General features: G+C 54.5%; 14 protein-coding genes. 8 read left to right on the top strand and 6 right to left on the bottom strand.

Features of this window, described 5'->3' with window-relative positions:
* Positions 1 to 16: 16 nt before the first annotated feature.
* From cheA to flhD, 5 genes are all read right to left on the bottom strand, one after another.
* Positions 17 to 1,990 (bottom strand): chemotaxis protein CheA, encoded by a 1,974-nt coding sequence (gene cheA / locus BEI65_RS19130; RefSeq protein WP_099064660.1) that lies wholly within the window; start codon positions 1,988 to 1,990, stop codon positions 17 to 19.
* A 4-nt stretch (positions 1,991 to 1,994) separates the two neighbouring features.
* Entirely contained in the window at positions 1,995 to 2,960 is a 966-nt protein-coding gene (gene motB, locus BEI65_RS19135) for a flagellar motor protein MotB (RefSeq protein ID WP_099064661.1), read from the bottom strand.
* Positions 2,957 to 3,847: a flagellar motor stator protein MotA gene (motA, locus tag BEI65_RS19140; protein WP_037418923.1), complete on the bottom strand. Its 891-nt coding sequence runs from the start codon at positions 3,845 to 3,847 to the stop codon at positions 2,957 to 2,959. The genes motB and motA overlap by 4 nt, the downstream gene beginning before the upstream one ends.
* Before the next feature lie 158 nt (positions 3,848 to 4,005).
* Positions 4,006 to 4,590 (bottom strand): flagellar transcriptional regulator FlhC, encoded by a 585-nt coding sequence (gene flhC / locus BEI65_RS19145; protein WP_157765463.1) that lies wholly within the window; start codon positions 4,588 to 4,590, stop codon positions 4,006 to 4,008.
* On the bottom strand, positions 4,590 to 4,940 hold the full coding sequence (gene flhD, locus BEI65_RS19150) for a flagellar transcriptional regulator FlhD (RefSeq protein WP_017893242.1): 351 nt from the start codon (positions 4,938 to 4,940) through the stop codon (positions 4,590 to 4,592). The genes flhC and flhD overlap by 1 nt, the downstream gene beginning before the upstream one ends.
* Before the next feature lie 1,398 nt (positions 4,941 to 6,338).
* Between flhD and ydgT the strand changes: the two genes are divergently transcribed.
* The 3 genes from ydgT (at position 6,339) to BEI65_RS19170 (ending at position 8,234) form a co-directional block, all read left to right on the top strand.
* Positions 6,339 to 6,554 (top strand): transcription modulator YdgT, encoded by a 216-nt coding sequence (gene ydgT / locus BEI65_RS19160; RefSeq protein ID WP_012145712.1) that lies wholly within the window; start codon positions 6,339 to 6,341, stop codon positions 6,552 to 6,554.
* Positions 6,555 to 6,702: 148 nt separating this feature from the next.
* Complete coding sequence (uspC, locus tag BEI65_RS19165; protein ID WP_099064662.1) at positions 6,703 to 7,122, top strand: universal stress protein UspC; 420 nt, start codon at positions 6,703 to 6,705, stop codon at positions 7,120 to 7,122.
* A gap of 77 nt (positions 7,123 to 7,199) precedes the next feature.
* On the top strand, positions 7,200 to 8,234 hold the full coding sequence (locus BEI65_RS19170) for an NADP-dependent oxidoreductase (RefSeq protein ID WP_099064663.1): 1,035 nt from the start codon (positions 7,200 to 7,202) through the stop codon (positions 8,232 to 8,234).
* Between the two features lie 43 nt (positions 8,235 to 8,277).
* On the opposite strand, the gene pcp is transcribed toward BEI65_RS19170, so the two are convergent.
* The gene (gene pcp / locus BEI65_RS19175) at positions 8,278 to 8,925 is read right to left on the bottom strand and encodes a pyroglutamyl-peptidase I (RefSeq protein ID WP_099064664.1); all 648 of its coding nucleotides are present in this window, start codon (positions 8,923 to 8,925) and stop codon (positions 8,278 to 8,280) included.
* Between the two features lie 1,489 nt (positions 8,926 to 10,414).
* Between pcp and tagV the strand changes: the two genes are divergently transcribed.
* Genes tagV through tssM form a run of 5 tightly spaced genes read left to right on the top strand, consistent with a single transcriptional unit; the run spans position 10,415 to position 17,721 of the window.
* Positions 10,415 to 10,915 carry a type VI secretion system accessory protein TagV gene (gene tagV / locus BEI65_RS19185; RefSeq protein ID WP_099064811.1) on the top strand — a complete coding sequence of 167 codons (501 nt, stop codon included), beginning with the start codon at positions 10,415 to 10,417 and terminating at the stop codon, positions 10,913 to 10,915.
* A gap of 26 nt (positions 10,916 to 10,941) precedes the next feature.
* Positions 10,942 to 11,472: a type VI secretion system lipoprotein TssJ gene (tssJ, locus tag BEI65_RS19190; protein WP_099064665.1), complete on the top strand. Its 531-nt coding sequence runs from the start codon at positions 10,942 to 10,944 to the stop codon at positions 11,470 to 11,472.
* 40 nt (positions 11,473 to 11,512) lie between these two features.
* Positions 11,513 to 12,859, top strand: a complete 1,347-nt coding sequence (tssK, locus tag BEI65_RS19195; protein ID WP_099064666.1) for a type VI secretion system baseplate subunit TssK — start codon at positions 11,513 to 11,515, stop codon at positions 12,857 to 12,859.
* Between the two features lie 21 nt (positions 12,860 to 12,880).
* Positions 12,881 to 14,083: a DotU family type VI secretion system protein gene (locus BEI65_RS19200; RefSeq protein WP_099064667.1), complete on the top strand. Its 1,203-nt coding sequence runs from the start codon at positions 12,881 to 12,883 to the stop codon at positions 14,081 to 14,083.
* Positions 14,083 to 17,721 (top strand): type VI secretion system membrane subunit TssM, encoded by a 3,639-nt coding sequence (gene tssM, locus BEI65_RS19205; protein ID WP_099064668.1) that lies wholly within the window; start codon positions 14,083 to 14,085, stop codon positions 17,719 to 17,721. Before BEI65_RS19200 ends, tssM begins: the two co-directional genes overlap by 1 nt.
* Positions 17,722 to 17,733: the final 12 nt, after the last annotated feature.

The raw sequence follows: 17,733 nt of genomic DNA on the forward strand, positions 1-17,733 counted from the left end.
ATCAATAGATTAATTGTTATGCGGCTGCGTCGGTCTGACGCTGTTCACGGTTCAGCGTTTGCAGCGCCGAGACATCGACAATCAGCGCCACGCTGCCGTCACCGAGAATAGTGGCCGCGGAAATGCCCGGCACTTTGCGATAGTTGCTTTCCAGATTCTTCACCACCACCTGATGCTGGCCGATCAGTTGATCCACCAGCAACGCATAGCGACGACCGGCGCTTTGCAGGATCACCACAATGCCCTGGGTGGCGTCGGTTTTGGCACCTGCAACCTCAAACACCCGGAACAGCTCCACCAGCGGCAGATATTCGCCACGCACCTGCAACACCCGCTCGCCACCGGCTAACGGATGCAGGTCTTCGGCCTGTGGCTGCAGGGATTCCATCACGGCGTTGAGCGGCAGAATAAACACTTCGTCGTTTACCTTGACCGACATGCCATCGAGGATCGCCAGCGTCAACGGCAGCAGGATGCGGATCGCGGTGCCCTTGCCAGCCTGAGAGTGGATTTCTACATGCCCTCCCATCTCCTGAATATTGCGCTTCACCACGTCCATGCCAACACCGCGACCGGATACGTCGGTCACCTGCTCGGCGGTGGAAAAACCCGGGGCAAAGATCAGCATACCGACGTCTTCATCGCTCATGCTGTCACTGACTGGCAGCCCCTGCGAGGCCGCCTTGGCGAGAATCTTCTCACGGTTCAGGCCGGCACCGTCGTCGGTCACCTCGATACAGATATTGCCACCCTGATGCTCCGCCGACAGGATCAGATTACCCACCGCCGACTTACCGGCGGCGATGCGCGTGTCGGGATCTTCAATGCCGTGGTCCAGGCTGTTGCGCACCAGGTGGGTCAAGGGATCGATAATGCGTTCGATCAGGCTCTTGTCCAGTTCGGTAGAACTGCCCTGCAACTGCAGCTCTACTTGTTTATTCAGCTTGCCGGCCAGATCGCGCACCAACCGCGGGAAGCGGCTGAACACGTACTCCATCGGCATCATGCGGATCGACATCACCGACTCTTGCAGATCGCGCGCGTTGCGCTCCAACTGACTCATGCTGTTCAGCAGGTCACCGTGATTGACCGGATCCAGGTCGCCCGAACGCTGCGCCAGCATCGACTGGGTGATCACCAGTTCGCCGACCAGGTTGATCAGTTGGTCCACTTTCTCTACCGCTACGCGGATGCTGGTGGATTCACTGGCCTTGGCCCGCGGCTTCGGCGCTTCGGTCACCACAGGGGCGGGTTTGGCGACCGGCAGTGCTACAGCAACCGGCATTGCCGGCTCAGGGGGCACAACTGGCGTCTCGACCTGCGGCGGCGTGGTGAAACTGATTTGCTCCGGCTCCAGCACAAAACAGAGCACTGCGCTGATGTCATCTTCGCTGGCGGAGGTCAGCAGCGTCACTTCCAGGCTGCTTTCGGTCTGATGCGGGTTTTTCACCTCGCCCAGATTCCCCAGCTCTTCCAGCATCAGCGGCACTTCGTTCGGCTTCAGGCCACACAGGCAAACCCGCATCCCACCTTCAATCGCCGCAGGCGTGGCGGCGGCATGTTCCGTGACCGGATGCGCTACAGAGGCATCCTGCTGCTGTGCGTCCAACGCAAGCTGGCGCAGCGCCTGACAGATGTATTCAAAGCTGTCGGCGTCAGGCTTTTGCGACGTTTTATAGGCGTCCAGTTGCTCCTGCATAATGTCTTTGGTTTCCAGAAACAGGTTGATAATCTCGGTGCTGAGGCTCATTTCCTGACGCCGTGCACCGTCCAGCAAGTTCTCCAGCAGGTGGGTGGTTTCCTGCAGCACCGAAAAGCCAAAGGTGGCCGCACCGCCCTTGATTGAGTGCGCTGCGCGAAAAATGGCGTTCAGCGGCTCAATGTCCGGAGCCAACGGATCCAGCTCCAGCAGGTGTTGCTCCATGTCGGCCAGCAACTCGTCTGCTTCATCAAAAAAGGTCTGATAAAACGCACTAATATCCATGCTCACGGGATCACCTCTGCTGTGAGTCGCTGTTAATCGGTGTAGGGACAGCCACCGGCTGCTCCGGTGCAATGAGGGTGGCCGGGGCCGTCGCCGACGGAGCCAGCGACTTCAGATCGACCGGCCGGGCGACATCCATCGCGTTGCTTTCGCCATTTTCGTGTTCAATGCCCTGCTGGGTTTGTTTGTTCAGCACCAGTACGGTGATGCGACGGTTGATGGCATCGTCGGCACCGTGCTGTTTCAGACTCATGGTGGCGGCCATGCCCACCACCCGCAGCACTTTTCCTTCCGACAGACCACCGGCGATCAGTTCGCGCCGTGAAGCATTGGCACGATCGGCCGAAAGCTCCCAGTTGCTGTAACCGCGCTCGCCGCTGGCGTAAGGAATATCGTCGGTATGGCCAGACAGGCTGATTTTATTCGGCAGGTCATTGAGGATCGGAGCGATTGCCCGCAGGATATCTCGCATATAGCTTTCAACCTGCGCACTGCCGGTTTTAAACATCGGGCGGTTTTGACTGTCGATGATCTGGATGCGTAAACCTTCATCCATCATGTTGATCAGCAGATGCGGGCGCAGCGCTTTCAGACGCGGATCGGACTCAATCAGCTCATCCAGTTTTTCCCGCAATTTGTTCAACCGCAGCTCCTCGTCACGCTTTTCCAGCGTATCGATCTGCCTTTTCATCAGTCCGTCCTGCTGGGTAGGATCATCCCCACCGCCGGGGATAGGGCTGCTTTCCGAACTGCTTTTGTCGCCGTTCGTCAGCGCCACTTTCAGCGGCGTACGGAAGTATTCGGCGATTTGCGTCAGTTCCTGCGGACTGGCGATCGCCAGCAGCCACATCACCAGGAAGAATGCCATCATCGCCGTCATAAAGTCGGCATAGGCAATCTTCCAGGAGCCGCCGTGGTGGCTGGCCTGATGCGACTTGCGTTTTCTGACCAGAATAACCGGATGATTCTGCTTCATGCCTGTTCTTCTTCCGTCGCCTGCTGTGCCGGCGCTTTCACCCGACGCACATGTTCTTCCAGCTCGACGAAGGACGGACGCTCGGTGGTGTACAGCGTTTTACGGCCGAATTCGACCGCAATCTGCGGCGCATAGCCGTTCAGACTGGACAGTAAAGTGACCTTGATGCACTGCATCATTTTGACGTTTTCGGCGCTTTTCTGCCGCAACAGGGTCGCCAACGGCGAGATAAAACCGTAGGCCAGCAAAATGCCGAGGAAGGTACCGACCATCGCGTTGGCGATCAACGCCCCCAGCTCGGCCGCCGGGCGATCGGCCGAGGCCAGCGCATGCACCACCCCCATCACCGCCGCAACAATACCGAAGGCCGGCAACGAATCACCGACCATCGCCAGGCTGCCTGCCGGCACCTCGCTTTCCTGTTCAAAGGTTTCGATCTCTTCGTCCATCAACGCTTCGATCTCAAACGCATTCATGTTGCCGCTCACCATCAGCCGTAAGTAATCGGTAATAAACTCTACGAGGGTGTTATCGGCAAGAATGCGCGGATAATTAGAGAAAATTTCACTTTCCTGCGGATTATCAATATCGAACTCGAGAGACAGCATGCCCTGCTGGCGGGACTTGGCCAGCAGCCGATACAGCAGCGCCATCAGATCCATGTATAAATCTTTGCTGTATTTTGAACGGCGCATCAGCTTGGGAATGGCGCGCAGGGTGGATTTTATCGCCTTACCGTTGTTGCCCACGATAAAAGCGCCGATACCCGCGCCGCCGATAATCAAAAATTCTGCCGGCTGATAAAGCGCGCCCAGATGGCCCCCCACAATCAGGTAGCCCCCAAAGACCGCACCCAATACCACGAGATAACCCAAAATAACTAACACACGCATTCCTTAAATTAACAATGTGGATGGAAGGTGGGCTAAGCGCGCGCTTGAGACGCACCGACGCAGCAGGCTGGGCTGCGCCGATGGGTTCGGCATGCCGAACCCTGCGTTTCACAAATCGGTTTAGGTCTGGATAAACCGGCGCTGCCGCCGGCTCAAATCGCGCGTTTAACCTGCTCGTCCAGCAGTTGAGGAATAATATCGGCCAGTTGCGGCGAAAGTTTACGTCTTTTTACTGCGCGGGATGGGGGTTGGCATAAACTGCAAACAAAACTGTTCAACGGCTGGTGCGCATGGGTGATAAAAGTACCGCCGCAGCAGTTGCAGGCAGAAAGCTGCAGCATACCGCTATCGACGAAACGCACCAGCGTCCAGGCCCGGGTTAAAGCCAGCAACGGTGGCTCGCCCGGCGCGTGCGGACACTGCTCCAGATACAGGCGATAAGCTTTAATCACCGCTTCAACGCCCGTACAGTGCCCACTCTTCATCAGGAAGCTATAGGCGTTATAAAACATCGATGAATGGATGTTCTGTTCCCAGGTCATAAACCAGTCGGTCGAGAACGGTAACATCCCTTTGGGTGGCGGACTGCCGCGCAACTCCTTATACAACTTAATCAACCGCCCACGGCTGAGCTGAGTTTCACTTTCCAGCATCTGCAAACGGGCGCCCAACGTGATCAGCTCCATGGCCAGCTGAATGTCCTTGGCTTCCTGAACAATACTTTTCTCTGCCATCATCAAGCTCTTTTCTTCGTCGCACTACCGTCTTTAGCCGACAGCTCTTGCAGTAAGTGGCTTGATAGCAAAATGCCGGTATGGATTTGCTGCAGATCGTCCACGCGCGACTCTTTTGTCAGGCGTTCAATCGTATGGTGATCGTTAAAACGGAATTGACAGACCAATTGGTTGGTCTCAGCCAGTTTGACCATTTGCGGTAACGTGAGTTGAGCAAGTGCATCAGCCATGGTCTCGTCGATACCCAGACGGAACATTGCCGATGCTTTTTCATCATTAATCAGACGCTGTGCTAAAAGTAAATATGACAAATTGATGTCATAAATATGCTTAAGTAATTCAGACGTACCCATATTCCCCATCCCGACAGACTATGTTTAAAAACATACGCTGGGTGATAATTTTTATCGCCCGTGACCTGGGTTTGTTCCCTAAGTTGGCAAATGAAGCCCTAAATAACGACCGTTATAAATTTTTCAACATCACTAAATTCGGACCGTCATTCAGTATTTGATACGTGCGTAAACCAACGTGTATGGATGTACAGCATTTTGCTCCAGCAGTGTTTAATCACCGTGAAACTATTTTTACAAAATTAATAAGATTATTCCTAATGCAGCGCAACTCTACCCCCGAACCATTAGCACACACAATGTAAGTAAGAGGCAATTTTAAATACAATGTGATCTAGATCACAAAAATAAAAAATATTTAAGCCAAATATCCGCTTTACCGTCTGTTTTTCAATCTGGTTTTAGGGCAAAAAATAGCCATAAGTAAAAAAACGTCTTAAAAACAATGTATATAAGCCAAAAAAATATCTTTTTTAGATCAATTCGAACAAAAGCATTACCAAACTAAAATAACAGAACAAAAATCTGTTCGTAGCCGATAAAGACAGTATAAATAACCGTTTAATAGCCCATAAACTATCCGCATTGAAAAGTAACGCATGTAAACTATAAGGTTATGGGGTTTCGGATTTGACTTAAAACTCGAGTGATAGGTTGTTTTATTTTTCAGCTAATGATCGCTTTCGGTTAACAAAGTCTCGCTTAAGTTGTGAACAAGACAGTAGTCGTAACCATATGTTTCACGATAAGGAGAATGAAGCACTTGGTTTCGGATTTTTCTTGAGCGAATTATCCCAAAACGATTTATCGGCAGTATTAATTAAAACTTTAATAATTTTTTATCGCCCGACGAAAAATCATTTAAATCTCATATAATGTTTATTGGCCAATAAACCTCGGTGCCATTTCCCGTCACGCTTATAAATTAAAACGTAGTTTCGTTTTATTTTATACCTTGGTTTCATCTATACCCGATGGATTTCAAGTTACCGCCTGCTCGCACATCTTGAGGACGAGCAGGTACATTTCATCGCCGATTCGCACTAATTGGTTAAAAAAACACCAGCGGGTGTTCCGCTCTCGAGAATCACGCGGCAGTGCATGTTGCATGTGCGCTCATCGCAAGCAATACCCTGCCGATCTGATCACCTGGACTTTCCAAACCTGAGACTTTCCCTATTTTGGGTGCCAATCAGCAGGTTGGCATTGCCGACAACGCACGGCCATATTATTATTCTCGACGCAGGATCAACTTGCGCACAGCCATTTATTACCGTATCGAAATTTATTTATTTGAAATTAATTTTTCAGGTCACACATCACACTTTTGCTGCTGTCATGATGACAGGGTGATGTTTCTTCGTCCGGCGACAACTCTTAACAGGCTATATTTTAATCATGACTGATACCCTGGATTACCTGATGACATTCCGTAAATGCACCAGTTTGGACAGCGTGGAAAAAGTGTACGACAAGCTCAACTATTCCATTGATAATGATATTGAAATCAGCAATATGTACCGAGCCGCCGATCACCGCCGCGCCGAACTGGTTGCCGGTAAATTGTTCGATTTGGGCAAAGTGCCGAAAACGCTGTGGGCACAGGTGCTATAATTTTTTATTACACGCGCGTACCCATTTATCTTTTATTGCTAAATAACGGCAATAGTCTGTGATTTATTGACGCGCGTGATGCAAAACACATTTATTAGTTTCGCCAGGCTCTACCCTTTCCTCCAAGAACAGGAAACAGGAGTGGAAGATGGGATATCAAAACGTTTTGGTTACCGTCGCCGTGGCGGCAGACAGTCACCGCCTGGTTGAAAAAGCCGTCTCCATCGTGCGCCCTTACAACGGCAAAATCACCCTGCTGAGCATGATTGCCAATCCAGAAATGTACAATAACTTCGCCGGGCCGATGTTGGGCGATCTGCGCGCGTTGATGGAAGAGGAAACGTTGCTGTTTATGGAAGAGTTACGCCTGCGGGCCGATTACCCGATAGCCGATACGTTGATCGTCCACGGCGAGTTGGGTGACAGCCTTAACTATGCCAGCCATCAGCAAACCTTTGATTTGGTGATCTGTGGTAATCACAGTGACAGCATGATGAACAAGGTTTCCTGCTCTGCAGCGCGCTTTATCAATACCAGCCATATCGACGTGCTGATCATTCCTCTTTGAGGCTGAGCACATTAGGCCATTTCCCCTTGCCAAGGATTGTCTAGACTTAGGGCCCGTGTCCGCTTAAGGAGTCTACGATGTCCCAGTCTACGCAACAAAACCGCCGTTTTCTGTTAGCCTCACGTCCGCACGGTGAACCTACCGCAGACAATTTCCGTCTGGAAACAACGACGATACCGCAACCCACTGCCGGCCAGCTGCTGTTACGCACCGTTTATCTGTCACTTGATCCTTACATGCGCGGCCGAATGAGCGATGCTCCTTCTTATGCCCCACCGGTAGAGATCGGTGAAGTGATGGTTGGCGGCACGGTATCCCGGGTTGTCACATCGCAGCATCCTGACTTCAAACCCGGTGACTGGGTGTTGGGTTACGACGGCTGGCAGGATTACGCGCTGTCTGACGGCAGCGGCTTACGTAACCTAGGCCCGGATCAAAAACACCCTTCCCGCCTGCTCGGCGTCTTGGGCATGCCGGGCTTCACCGCTTATATGGGCCTGCTGGATATCGGTCAGCCGAAACCCGGTGAAACCCTGGTGGTGGCGGCCGCCAGCGGTGCCGTCGGTTCCGTCGTCGGACAGGTCGCCAAACTGAAAGGTTGCCGCGTGGTCGGCGTGGCCGGCGGTAAAGAGAAATGCCGCTATGTGGTAGAAGAGCTGGGCTTCGATGCCTGCGTTGATCACCGGGCGCCTGACTTTGCCGAACAGCTGGCCGCCGCCTGTCCGCAGGGCATCGACATTTATTATGAAAACGTCGGTGGTGCCGTGTTTGATGCGGTGATCCCACTGCTTAATACCCAGGCTCGTATTCCGGTGTGCGGCATTATCGCCCATTACAACGCCACCGACTTGCCTGCCGGCCCGGATCGCCTGCCGATGCTGCAGGGGCTGATCTTGCGCAAGCGCATCCGCATGCAAGGCTTTATTATTTTCGACGACTATGCAGAAGGTTTTGGCGAATTCCTGCAGCAGATGGGCGAATGGGTTGGTCAGGGAAAAATCAAATTCCGCGAAGATCTGGTCGACGGGCTGGAAAATGCACCACAGGCGTTCATCGGCCTGCTGCAAGGCAAGAACTTCGGCAAACTGGTGATCCGCGTTAGCGACGAGTAATGTTTCAGGGCGCAGTCATTGTGAACTGCGCCCTGTTATTAACTCAATGCAGCGCCCCGCCGGAAATCGTTAAGTCCTCCCCGACTGTCAAGCTGGTATGCACAATACTGCGCACCGCCTCAATCATCGTCGCTAACGCCATGCTCGGTTTGCCCGGATGATTGACCGCCAGCTCATGGCTGTACGGAATGTGGATAAACCCGCCTTTGATTGCCAGATTATGGCTGGCGATATGATGACTCAGCCCATAAAACAGCTGGTTGCAGTTGTAGGTGCCCGCCGTATGCGATACCGCGGCCGGAATGCCTGACTGATGCAAGTGATGCACGATCGCCTTCACCGGCAGCGTAGAGAAGTAACCCACCGGACCGCCCACCACCACAGGTACGTCTATCGGTTGTTTACCGGCGTTATCGGGAATACGGGCGTCGATCAGGTTGACGGCCACGCGCTCAATAGAGATTTCCCCACGCCCACCGGCCAGGCCCAGGCAGATCACCACCCGCGGCCGCAACTCTTCGATCGCTGCAATAAGTTGCTGGTTGGATAAACCCAGCACGCAGGCCAATTCGCGCACCACAACTTCCGCACCGGCTATCTGTTCCCCGGCCAGCGCCTGGGCAATCTGCCATGAGGGGTTGATCGTGTCGCCGTCAAACGGCTCAATGCCGGTCACCAATACCCTGTCCATCGTCACACCTTATGTTGTTATTGAATCAGCGTGCTCCCAGCCTAAACAACGCGGTATGATTCTGGAAATAGATTATTTGTATATAGAGTATTCATACAATAAATTTATCCAGTGCCGCCCGGCAATTTGCCGATCCCTCAAAAATTCAGTTTCTGCCGCTACCGGGTGAATTGGCCGTACCGGCCTTTCCGATCGAAATGGTTGCCGGACGACAGATAAAGCACGACCCTGCTTTGGCGTGGTTATGCGACACCCTACACCAACTCAATCTCAATCCTTTTCGCCGTTAATTCACCCCTACTAAAGCATTAGCCATTCGGTCAATCGACCCGCGTCCGCCCCCGCCCTGAGCGACTTTTCGCCCAACCAAATAGGAATCCTCCTAAATAACATTCCTTTTATTTATATATGAGATCATCTTTACCCTGCGAATGGTAAGTACATAAAACGACCTGTCACTTTATTTGCGTTAAAAAATAGTCGTTATTTAAGTACATTGGCTTAAGTGTTACATAAATATTTCATGGTATTACCAATGATCCAAAAAACATCCACACAAAAACAATTACTACATAAATACATGTTTTGTATGGTTTAAATTTAAATTGTGAGTGAGATAACGAATTGGACATTGATCCAGAAGGTTATTTTGCAAATTTGTAAGGCTATTGTAGACTGCGAAAACTCTGTTTATATGTAAACTTTGTTAAGTTTTTCGTCAGTCCATGTCTCAATTCGTGACAGATACGTCATCGGGATCCTGCGTTAATTCTCGTGCGGTAGCTATGTCTCAATCGAGAGGTTGTGCGAATTATCTTATCATTCCGCATCCCTCTCGGGCTGCCGTCAACCGCGGTTTAAACGCCTTTCCGGTGAGTGTCACTCGCTGGGCTTTTTGAGTTTACAGTTGAGTTATTGAGCCTAAAAAACCTGACCGTCACCATCAAAAAAGCAGGTTAAAACAGCCAGCAGCACAAAGATTGTGAAGTAGCCTGATATCTATTAAACCGAAAAACGGGATTGTTTTTGAGCGATGCGGCCTGGCTGTTCGCTGATATCTACGGGAAGCCTTACACACAATGAAAGCCGTAAAACCATTGCGCCCAAGCGCAGTTCATCGTCCTTGCCACGGGCAGGGAAAACATCATCCGGATGTCTCCGTTTTGGCGCTAGCCGACATCGGGGTATCCCCGCGTCTGCACCCTAAACCCGAACTGTGGCAACTGCCCCATAAAGTGTTACCGCTCGGCCACTGGGTTAATCATCAGCCCTTCACTCCCCCCACGACGAAAAAGGCATCCCGACGGATACCTTTGCCCCATGGCTGAAAGGTTCGCTGGCTACGCTGGTTTACTCGCCTCAGCCGGCAAAACACCTCTGATACGCATCCTGACCTGCCAGCTAAAAATAATGTCGCTTGCGCCTGCAGTCGGCGCTTTTATTACACAGCCGCTTCATTTCTGCCCATAAAAAGCTCAAAGAGGATATTGTGAAAACACGGATTACCTTAACGCTGTTGACCGCCCTGACGCTTGCCGGCTGCTCCACCCCGCCACCACCACCACCGGTACTCGATAACAACGCCCTGATCAGCAGCGAAGTGGACGGTGTAAAACTGCAGCACCGCGTCGCCATCACAGCTCCCCAACAGTTCAAACCCATAGGCAAGGAATACCGTAGTCTGTACGCCGCCAGCATCATGAGCAGCCCCGGCTACAACGGCACTCCGGTCGGTAGCCTGGACAATGCCGCCGCTTTCTATGCGTTGGGTGAAGTAGAAAACCACTGGCTGGCAATCTCCGAAGTCGACGGAGGCGATCTGATGGGGTACATCCAGACCAACGCCGGTGTACCGGCAACGCGTTACAAATCGACGCTGCGTAAAGATTTACCGCGCCGTACCCGTACCGCCCCGCAGGACTGCGTAAAAGTCGGCGGTGACAGCAAGGCCTGTAAAAGCGCCGGCTCTGCCACCTGGATCCTTCAGTAGTTCCCCCCAGGTTGACGAGACTTAACATGATAACCACATCCATCACCTCCCGCCGGTGCGGGCTATTGTTCCTGATATTGGGCGCACTGACGCTCAGCGGCTGCATGTCCTCTGCCAAGAGTGTGCCCTCTCGCTACAGCCTGGTCTTTGACGCCGACCGCCAGGTCAATGCCGTAGCCGGTCAACGTCCTGCACCGATTAAAATTCGCGTGCTACTGCTGCGCTCTGATGCGGAATTTATGGAGGCCGACTTCTTTAGCCTGCAGAGCGATGCGAAAAGCGTGCTGGGAGCCAGCCTGCTGGACAGTGACCAGTTCTTCCTGACTCCGGGCCAGATGGGCAAAAAGCTCAGCGGCCAAAGCACGCTGGAAACCCGATATATCGGCATCATCGCCGAATATCAAAACCTCGATGGCAAAGCCTGGCGCATTTCCTTACCGCTGCCGGAACCGACCGAGACCAATTTTTACAAAGTATGGCAATTCTCGCCGGATGAGCTGGAAGCCCACATCGTCGCAGGCATTAGTGGCCTGCGTACCCTGAAAGATCCCGACTGACCCACCGCTGTGCTGAAGCGAAGTAACCAAAGGTGTGATGATGAAAGATGCTCATAAGGTAGTCTGGACTGAAGGGATGTTTTTACGCCCTCACCATTTCCAGCAGGCGGAAAACTATCTCGAAAGCTACATGCGCAATTGGGGCCAGGCCCACCAGGGTTGTTTTTGGGGTTTCCTCAATCTGGATTTGGATCAGACCCTGCTGCGTCAGGGCAAAATTGCCCTCAACGCTGCCAGCGGCATCATGCCGGACGGCACGCCGTTTCGTTTCTCCGGCGCCCAACAGGCACCCGCCCCGCTGACCATCGCCGAAAACAAGACCGGCGAAAACGTCGTATTGGCCCTGCCGACCTATCGCGCGGGCCGCGAAGACGTGATTTTTCAGGAAGCGCCGGACGCGCTGGCACGCTATCTGGCCTATGAAAACGAAGTCGACGACCTGAACGCCGTCTCGGTCGGCAGCGCAGCACTGCAGTTTGGTCAATTGCGCCTACGCCTGATGCTGGAAAGCGACCTTAACGCTGAATGGACGGCACTAGGTGTCACCCGGGTGCTGGAAAAACGCGGCGATGCCAGCCTGCGTCTCGATCAGGTGCAAATCCCGCCGATGCTGAACTGTCAGGGAAGCCCGGTGCTGAAAAACTTTATCAACGATTTGCAGGGCCTGTTACAACAGCGCAGCCAACAGATGAGCCAGCGCCTGCTGCAACCGGGACGCGGCGGAAGTTCCGAAATGGTCGACTTCATGCTGCTGCAACTGATTAACCGCCATCTCGGCCAGGTGAGCCACGCTTACCATCTTGATCATCTGCACCCGGAACGCCTGTTCGCCGACTGGCTGCAATTCGCCACCGAACTCGCCAGCTTCTCGGCACAGCGCACGCCGGAAGCCCGACTACCGGTGTATGACCATGACAACCTGGCACTGTGTTTTGGCAAGTTAATGCTGTTACTGCGTCAGGGACTGTCGGTGGTGCTGGAAGACAACGCCATCCAATTGACCCTGGTCGAGCGCTCGCATGGCCTGAACATCGCCACCGTTCAAGACACCAAAATGATGCGCGACTTCGGTTTCGTGCTGGCGGTACGTGCCGACGTGGCCGCCGAAGTGCTGCTGACCCACTTCCCGGCGCAGATGAAGATAGCCCCGGTCACGCGTATCCGTGATCTGGTTCAATTGCAACTGCCGGGCATTGGGCTGCGTACCATGCCAGCCGCGCCACGTCAGATCCCCTATCACGCGGGTTACACCTATTTCGAACTGGAAAAAGGCAGCGACCTGTGGAAACAGATGGAAAAATCCAGCGCCTTCGCCCTGCACCTGGCCGGCGACTTCCCAGGACTGGATATGGAATTTTGGGCGATTCGCAGCCATACGGACCGGTAACTTATGACTCAGGAAAATAGCATGACGCCGGCGGGCAACCCGTTGGTAGAGGCCGCCAACCCGTTGCTGAACGCCATCTCGCAAATCCGTCAGTCGGCCACTCACGCCAACCCGGCGCAACTGCGCCAGCAACTGATTGATAAAGTACGTCACTTTGAACTCCACGGGCAGCGCGCCAACCTGCCGTATGAAGTGATTATCGGCGCACGTTATTGCCTGTGCACCGCTCTGGATGAAGCCGCCGCGCTGACCCCCTGGGGCAGCAGTAGCGTCTGGTCCGGCAGCGGATTGCTGGTGACTTTTCACAACGAAACCTGGGGTGGAGAAAAATTCTTCCAACTGCTGGCCAAGCTGTCGCAAAGTCCGCGCGAACATATCCAACTGCTGGAGCTGATTAACTTTTGCCTGCTACTGGGGTTTGAAGGTCGCTACCGGGTGATGGAGAACGGCCGTTCGCAGTTGGAGACCATGAAGCAGCGCCTGCTGCAATTGATCCGCTCGGTGCGTGGCGGTTATGCCCCACCGCTGTCACCCAATGCACTGGACTTGCCGGTGCAGCAAAAGCTGTGGCGCCCACTGGTACCGCTCTGGGCCTGCGTGGCGCTGACCGGTTTCCTGGCGTCGTTGCTGTTTATCGCCCTCAACTGGCGACTGGGCGACAATACCAGCCCGGTATTGGCCGCCATTTATCAGACCAATCTGCCTCAGGTTGCCATCGGCAACCCGGCACCGGCGGCGCCCCCGACGCTGAGTCTGAAAAGCTTCCTGCGTAAAGAAATTGCCGAAGGCCTGGTGGTGGTGCGTGACGAAGCACAGCAAAGCGTGGTGATCCTGAAGGGTGACGGCCTGTTCGACTCCGCCGCCACCACGGTACGCGGCAACTATATTCCGGTGATTGACCGCGTTGCCGCCGCCATGAACGGCGTCAGCGGCAAGATCCTGGTCACCGGCTACAGCGATAATCTGCCGATCCGCAGCGCGCGCTTCGCTTCCAACTGGGAACTTTCACTGGCCCGCGCCGAGGCGGTCAGCGCCCGGCTGCAGAAACACCTCGATAACCCGCAACGGGTGAAGGCGGAGGGCCGTGGTGAAAGCAACCCGGTCGCACCGAACAATAGCAAAGTGAACCGGGCGCTGAATCGTCGGGTAGAAATTACGCTGTTGGTTGCGCCAGAAAATACCCAGGCGGAAATCAACGGCTTGCCGCAAGGAAACGGAAAGTAATGCTCAGTACGTTATTCTCCATCATCACCAGTCGCCTGTTATGGGGCTTTGCCGGTATTACCGCGCTGGCGTTCATCATCTGGATGATCGGCCCGTTGGTGGCTATCGGCGATTATCGCCCGCTGGAACCGGAACTCAACCGCCAGTTAGCCATCGGCGCTCTCTATCTGATCTGGTTTCTGTGCCGCATTATTCCGCGTATCTACAATGCCTGGCTCAACCGTCGGTTGCTGAGCAACCTGCGTGCCAGCGAGGAAATCCCGGCAGAAAACGGCAAGCCGGTAGCCAAACAGGATGAACTGCTGGCCCAGCGTTTTGATGAAGCGGCGCAATTGCTGAAAAAAGCCCGCTTCGCACCGGGCCAGGGCGACAGCAAGCACCGCTGGATGACTCACTTCAGCCGTCAATATCTTTACCAGCTCCCCTGGTATGTGATCATCGGTGCACCGGGCGCAGGGAAAACCACCGCGCTGGTCAACTCCGGTCTCCATTTCCCGCTGGCAGATCGCTTCGGCAAATCTGCCCTACGGGGTGTCGGAGGAACACGCAACTGTGATTGGTGGTTCACCAATGACGCCGTGTTGCTTGATACTGCCGGTCGCTATACCACACAGGAAAGTCAGCGAGAAGAAGATGCCGACGAGTGGAAAAGCTTCGTCAGCCTGCTGAAAAAATACCGTACCCGTCAACCAATCAACGGCGTGATGGTGACCATCAGCATCGCCGATCTGTTGAGTGACAGCAGCGATGCCCGTGCCGCGCAGGCCAGCGCGCTGCGTAAACGCCTGATTGAGCTGCATGAGCAGTTGGGGATCCATTTCCCGGTTTACGTACTGGTGACCAAGACCGACCTGCTCAATGGTTTTATGGCCTATTTCAACGGCTTTGATAAGGCGCAGCGCGACCAAATTTGGGGATTCACTTTCCCCTATGAGGCTTCGCGTCAGCCGGATTTCAACCTGAACGCCACCTTCGAACAACAATATACCTTGCTGCAGCAACGGCTGGATGCCGCGTTGCCTGAGACTTTGCTGGTTGAACATGACGCCCGCCAACGCGCCGAAACCTATCTGTTTCCGCAGGAATTCGCCGCTCTGCGTCCGTTGCTGAGCCAGTATCTGGATCAGGTGTTTGCCACCTCCAGTTTTGAGACTCGTTTTACGCCGCGCGGCATTTACTTCACCAGCGGCACCCAGGAAGGTCTGCCTTTCGATCGGGTGATGGGCGAACTTAACCGTTACCTGCAATTGCCGACCGCAAACAGCCAACAGCATGCCAACCCGGCCTGGGACAATGTGAACCCGACCGCGCCCATCCCGGCGACCAAGGGCCAAAGCTTTTTCCTGAAAGACACGCTGGAATCGGTAATTTTCCAGGAGTCCGGACTGGCAGGCAGCAACCGCTGGTGGGAATACCGCAACCGCGCCCTGCATTGGGCAGGCTATATCGCGCTGGCGGCTTGCCTGGCGATCCTGGCAATTTTCTGGTTCACCAGTTACAGCAACAACAAGGCCTATCTGGCCGAAGTCGCCGCCAAAGTGCCCGGCGTGGAACGTCAGGGATTGGGTTTGACGCAGTTGGGTAACGGCGACATGTTATCGCTGCTGCCGTTCCTCAACAGCGTGCTGCATTTGCCGGATAGTCAAAACTTCTCGCTGGAAGATCCCCCGTTCACTTATCGCATGGGGCTGTATCGTGGCGATCAGGTCAGCGACGCCAGCGACTCGCTGTATCAGAAAGCCCTAAAGGAGTTGCTGCTGCCGCAGGTGGCGCAGCAGATCGCCACTACGCTGCGTAACGACAACCACGGCGATGCCGACTTCAGCTACGAAGCGTTGAAGGCCTATCAGATGTTGTATCTGCCGAAACAGTACGACGGTAAATTCCTGCGCGCCTGGGTAATGCTCAACCTGCAGCGCAACCTGCCGCAGGGCAGTACGCAAAAACAGTTGCAGCAGATTGAGTGGCACCTGAGCCAACTGCTCGACGTGCAGATCCAGGCTTCGCCTTATGCCAAAGATGAACCTTTGGTCGAGCAAGCGCAGGCCGCGCTGAACCGTGCTCCCCTGTCGCAACGGGTGTACGGCCGCCTCAAGCGCCTGCTGTTGAAACAGACCGAAATCAAACCGGTCAGCCTGGTTGACCTGGCCGGCCCGCAGACCGAACTGGCTTTTTCGCGCAAAAGCGGCAAGCCGGTGACCGACGGTGTACCGGGCCTGTTTACCTCGCAAGGCTACTGGAAAACCTTCAACGACAATATTGATCCGGTGACCGATACCCTGCGTCAGGAAGATGTTTGGGTGCTGAACAGCAAAACGCCGGATCAGAAAAACGCCGATCTGATCAAAACCATTCGCCAACTGTATATGCAGGACTTTATCAGCGCCTGGGATGAACTGTTGGGTGATATTCAATTGGCCAATATTGGCAACCTGAGCCAGCGCATCAGCAGCGCACGTTTGTTGTCCGGCAATCCTTCGCCAATGCGGAACCTGCTGGTCAACGTCAGCAAGAATGTCACCCTGCGCGATGAGAAAAATGACGCTGATTCCCGCTCATTGCTGGATAAAACCGAGGATCGGTTGAGCCAGAATGCTAACCACCAACTGGAAGCCCTGTTCACCAACCGCCCTGCCAACGCTGACGGCGACGTCTCTGCCCAGCCGGAACAACTGGTGATGGCGCACTTTGCCGCGTTACTGGAACTGGCGCAAAGTCAGGGGGAAGGCAACAAAGCGATCCCGTTCGACAGCGTGCTCAAACAGGTTGATGAGCTATACAGCTACCTGACTGCGGTCCAGGGCGCGGCCAACAGCGGCATGTCGGCCCCTCCGAGCGATATCATCTCACGCCTGCAGGCCGAATCCGGACGTCTGCCAGTGCCGTTCAAACAGATGCTGCTGTCGCTGGCAATCGGTGCCAGCAGTGACACCCAGCGCAAGGAGATGGAGAACGTCAAGAAACGCATCAGTGTCGAAGTCGGCAGCTTCTGCCGTCAGGCAATCGCCGGACGTTACCCTCTGGCCGCCCGGGCACGGCAGGAAGTGACGCCGGACGACCTGGCACGTATGTTTGCGCCCAATAGCGGACTGATGGACAGCTTCTTCCGTGACAACCTGCAGGGCAAGGTCGATACCACCCGCGCCAACTGGCGTTTTACCCCTGGGGTAGACGGCAAGACGCTGCCAGGTGGCGAAGGCATCCTGCGTTCATTCCAGCAGGCGCAACGTATTCGTGATGCCTTCTTCGCCAACGGTACCGCCGCGCCGTCTTACCGCGTGACCGTACGACCAGTGCGGATGGATAACGACATCCTCAACCTGACGCTGGATATCGACGGACAGTTGTTCAAATACAGCCACGGTCCGCAGGTTCCTCTGGTGGTCAGTTGGCCGGGTACCCGCAACACCAATCAGGTGCACCTGCAACTGGCGCTGGCCAACGGCTCCACCGCCAGCCTGGTGACCAGCGGCCCTTGGGCGCTGAACCGTTTGGTGGATACGGCACAGTCCTCCACTGGCAGTAGCAGCCTCGGCCGTCAGGCAACCTTTAACCTGGATGGCCACCGCGTCACGTTGGAGTTCACGGCCAACAGTATCCGCAATCCGTTCCAGTTGCCGGCATTCTCCTGCCCGTAGCCCCGAAAGGAC

Source organism: Serratia sp. BW106 (assembly GCF_002607755.1).
GTDB classification, from domain to species: domain Bacteria; phylum Pseudomonadota; class Gammaproteobacteria; order Enterobacterales; family Enterobacteriaceae; genus Serratia; species Serratia proteamaculans.

Excerpts from the sequence above, each read along its gene's own strand:
- tssM (WP_099064668.1), top strand. The coding sequence starts at position 14,083 with ATGCTCAGTACGTTATTCTCCATCATCACCAGTCGCCTGTTATGGGGC.
- flhD (WP_017893242.1), bottom strand. The coding sequence starts at position 4,940 with ATGGGTACGTCTGAATTACTTAAGCATATTTATGACATCAATTTGTCA.
- motB (WP_099064661.1), bottom strand. The coding sequence starts at position 2,960 with ATGAAGCAGAATCATCCGGTTATTCTGGTCAGAAAACGCAAGTCGCAT.
- tssK (WP_099064666.1), top strand. The coding sequence starts at position 11,513 with ATGAAAGATGCTCATAAGGTAGTCTGGACTGAAGGGATGTTTTTACGC.
- flhC (WP_157765463.1), bottom strand. The coding sequence starts at position 4,590 with ATGATGGCAGAGAAAAGTATTGTTCAGGAAGCCAAGGACATTCAGCTG.
- tssJ (WP_099064665.1), top strand. The coding sequence starts at position 10,942 with ATGATAACCACATCCATCACCTCCCGCCGGTGCGGGCTATTGTTCCTG.
- uspC (WP_099064662.1), top strand. The coding sequence starts at position 6,703 with ATGGGATATCAAAACGTTTTGGTTACCGTCGCCGTGGCGGCAGACAGT.
- BEI65_RS19170 (WP_099064663.1), top strand. The coding sequence starts at position 7,200 with ATGTCCCAGTCTACGCAACAAAACCGCCGTTTTCTGTTAGCCTCACGT.
- ydgT (WP_012145712.1), top strand. The coding sequence starts at position 6,339 with ATGACTGATACCCTGGATTACCTGATGACATTCCGTAAATGCACCAGT.
- BEI65_RS19200 (WP_099064667.1), top strand. The coding sequence starts at position 12,881 with ATGACGCCGGCGGGCAACCCGTTGGTAGAGGCCGCCAACCCGTTGCTG.
- pcp (WP_099064664.1), bottom strand. The coding sequence starts at position 8,925 with ATGGACAGGGTATTGGTGACCGGCATTGAGCCGTTTGACGGCGACACG.